Annotated in this window: 2 protein-coding genes; both read right to left on the bottom strand. The window is 56.9% G+C overall.

What is annotated here, in order from left to right; all coding sequences use genetic code 11:
* Positions 1 to 157: 157 nt before the first annotated feature.
* Positions 158 to 862 (bottom strand): Na+/H+ antiporter NhaC family protein, encoded by a 705-nt coding sequence (locus CH74_RS19120; RefSeq protein ID WP_216594803.1) that lies wholly within the window; start codon positions 860 to 862, stop codon positions 158 to 160.
* The gene (locus CH74_RS19125) at positions 859 to 1959 is read right to left on the bottom strand and encodes a Na+/H+ antiporter NhaC family protein (RefSeq protein WP_053070831.1); all 1101 of its coding nucleotides are present in this window, start codon (positions 1957 to 1959) and stop codon (positions 859 to 861) included. Before CH74_RS19125 ends, CH74_RS19120 begins: the two co-directional genes overlap by 4 nt.
* Positions 1960 to 2655: the final 696 nt, after the last annotated feature.

Below are 2655 nucleotides of genomic sequence, written 5' to 3' on the forward strand. Positions count from 1 at the left end.
AAACCCGATAAACGAGGCGTTGTTCAAAGGATTTGCCAAGGCATGCGAGCAGGCTGTTCGCACCTGAAAAAGAGTCCCCAAAAAAATTGAGCTTCAAATAGAAAATCCCGCCGTTCAATTTGAACGGCGGGATTTTCACCTCAGTCGAGTCAATGGATCAGTCGGCCGCCTCTGCCACCACAGCCTCTTTCTCAGGCTTTAAAGGCTGGGCACGCTTGCCAACGGTCATCAGAATGCCGAACAGTATCGCCGCACCCACCACTAGTCCGATCCACCAGCTGATGCCGTAACCGACGCTCAGGGTGCTGAAAATCAGCGCGACGACGCCGACGAGCAGTGCATAAGGAAGCTGGGTGCGGACGTGCTCCACCAGGTTGCAACCACTTGCCAAGGCGGAAAGCAGCGTCGTGTCCGCCAAGGGTGAGCAGTGATCCCCCCACACCGCGCCGGCGAGTACCGAGGCTACAGAGGCATACAGGATCGGCATGCCCTCTGCGGTGCCGGCCATTCCCTGCATGTCCAGTACCGCCCAGGCAAGCGGCACGACCAATGGCATCATGATGCCCATGACACCCCAGGAAGAGCCGGTGGCGAAGGCGGTAAATGCCGCCAAAATGAAGACGACCGCAGGCAACCAGGCAGGGCTCAAGGTTTCCCCCAGGGCGGCCACCAGGAATTCGCTGGTCTGCAGGGTTTCATTCACGTTGGCCAGGGCCCAGGCCATCATCAGGATGGTGATGGGCAACAGCATCGATTTGACGCCCTCGAACCAGTAATGGCCGGTTTCGGTCATGCCCATCAGGCGCTGTACCAGGGTCATGATGACCGCCACTACGCAAGAGGCCAGCGACCCCCACATCATGGCGCTGAAAGAATCCCCTTCACCGAAAATGTCCCGCAGGGCATGTTCACCGGGCCCCAGGCTTCAAGCCCCGTGGCATAAATGCCGCCCAGGGTAACGCCAGCCAGCACCAGCATGGGTACGACCGCATTGAAGGCGCGAATGGGAATGCCGGTCTTGGTAGTGATTTCCGCCTCTTCAACGATGGCTTCGCGGCTACTGCGCTTGGTCTGCTGTAGTCCCTCGCTCAACATGCGGCGCTCCGCCTTGAGCATGGGGCCGAAATCGCGACCGCTCCAGGTGACCATGAACACGAAGGCGAGTGCCAGGATAGGGTAGGCGTTGTAGGGCAAGGCGTTGACGAACACCGAGTAGGCGGACTCGTTCCAGCCCTGGATGCTCGACATGGCTTCACTGATCAAGCCCACCTGAAAGCCGATCCAGGTACTGATCAGAGCGATGGTGGAAACCGGCGCTGCAGTGCTGTCGATGATATAGGCCAGCTTGGCCCGGGATACCGCCATCTTGTCGGTGATGGTGCGCATGGTGTTGCCCACGATCAGCGCATTGGCATAGTCGTCGAAGAAGATTGCCATTCCCAGCAGGGCGGTGGAGGTTTGCGCCTGACGGCGTCCGCGAATTACCCGGGAGATACGCTGGGCGATGCCCTGGGTGCCGCCGTTACGGGAAATGATGCCCACCATGCCGCCGATGAGCAGACAGAACAGCACGATGGACATATGGGAGGTGTCGCTGGCGGCCTCGAGCACATGGACGTTGATGGAATCGCCGAAGGCGCCGAGTAGCGCTTTTGCATCCATGCCGTGCAAGATCCAGCCCCCCATCAGGATGCCGACGAACAGGGCCAGGATGACCTGACGAAAGACCAGGGCCAGGGTAATGGCGATCAGCGCAGGCAAAAGCGACAGCCAGGCGGGAATGGTGGAAAGCTCCGTGGACGCCAGCACCTGATTGTCGCCACCGAGAAGTTCCACCTGACCCACGTCCTGATCGACGGTGATTCCCTGGGCCAACCATTGGCCTTCCTCGTCCTGGGTGAGCTCGACAGTTTCATCCTTCAGACGCAAGCGGGTGTCGGTACCGTCATCGATGTTCATGATGGGTAAGTCGAACGCCACGCCTTGCAGGATGACGTCTGGTGGTTCAAAGCTGGGAGCGGCGTCGGAATTTGCGTGGCAAAGGAAGGTCGTCAATAAGAGTGCCAGCAGGCATAGCGCCTGCCTTGTGTGTTTTAACCATGGCATCTTTCGTAGAATCATAGCTGTGCCTACTCCTGATGTTGTTATTGGTGTGCTAAGGAATCACTGCACAAATGCCTACACGAACGAATTACTGCGTTGCGCGGTACTGGTGCGCCAGCCCGGTCGAAGTTCGCTAACCTCATGTTATGTCTCGCCTTCTGTGTTCCGTGCGCCTTGTACTTCCTTTCGCTCGGCAATTTATTCAGCAATTCCCTACCCGCTGTGCGTATAAAGGACGAAAAAGCTGATACTGTCGATCGAAAATGGCCGCTTGCGCTACGGTCGTCAAATATTTTTTACTCTTTTGGCTATCGCCTTTCGTAGTAGGCCACTATTTTTTGTTCTATATCAGCCGCATAAATTGGTTTGAAAGGATCTTGCGCCAAAGGGGTTGGCAGGCAAATGTTGAACGTATATGTTGAGTAAACAATAACGCTCAAATTTCCATCAAGCGTCGTCCATCCCCAGGAGCCCATCATGACCCAACAGACAACCGCTGAGCTGCAGCGTCTGGACAGCGCCCATCACATGCATCCTTTCACCGATTTCAAG

The sequence above is a fragment of the Halomonas sp. PR-M31 genome (assembly GCF_001039575.1).
GTDB lineage: Bacteria > Pseudomonadota > Gammaproteobacteria > Pseudomonadales > Halomonadaceae > Modicisalibacter.

Bases quoted from the DNA above. Each gene is read 5' to 3' on its own strand.
- CH74_RS19120 (WP_216594803.1), bottom strand. From the start codon at position 862: ATGATGTGGGGGTCGCTGGCCTCTTGCGTAGTGGCGGTCATCATGACC.
- CH74_RS19125 (WP_053070831.1), bottom strand. From the start codon at position 1,959: ATGAACATCGATGACGGTACCGACACCCGCTTGCGTCTGAAGGATGAA.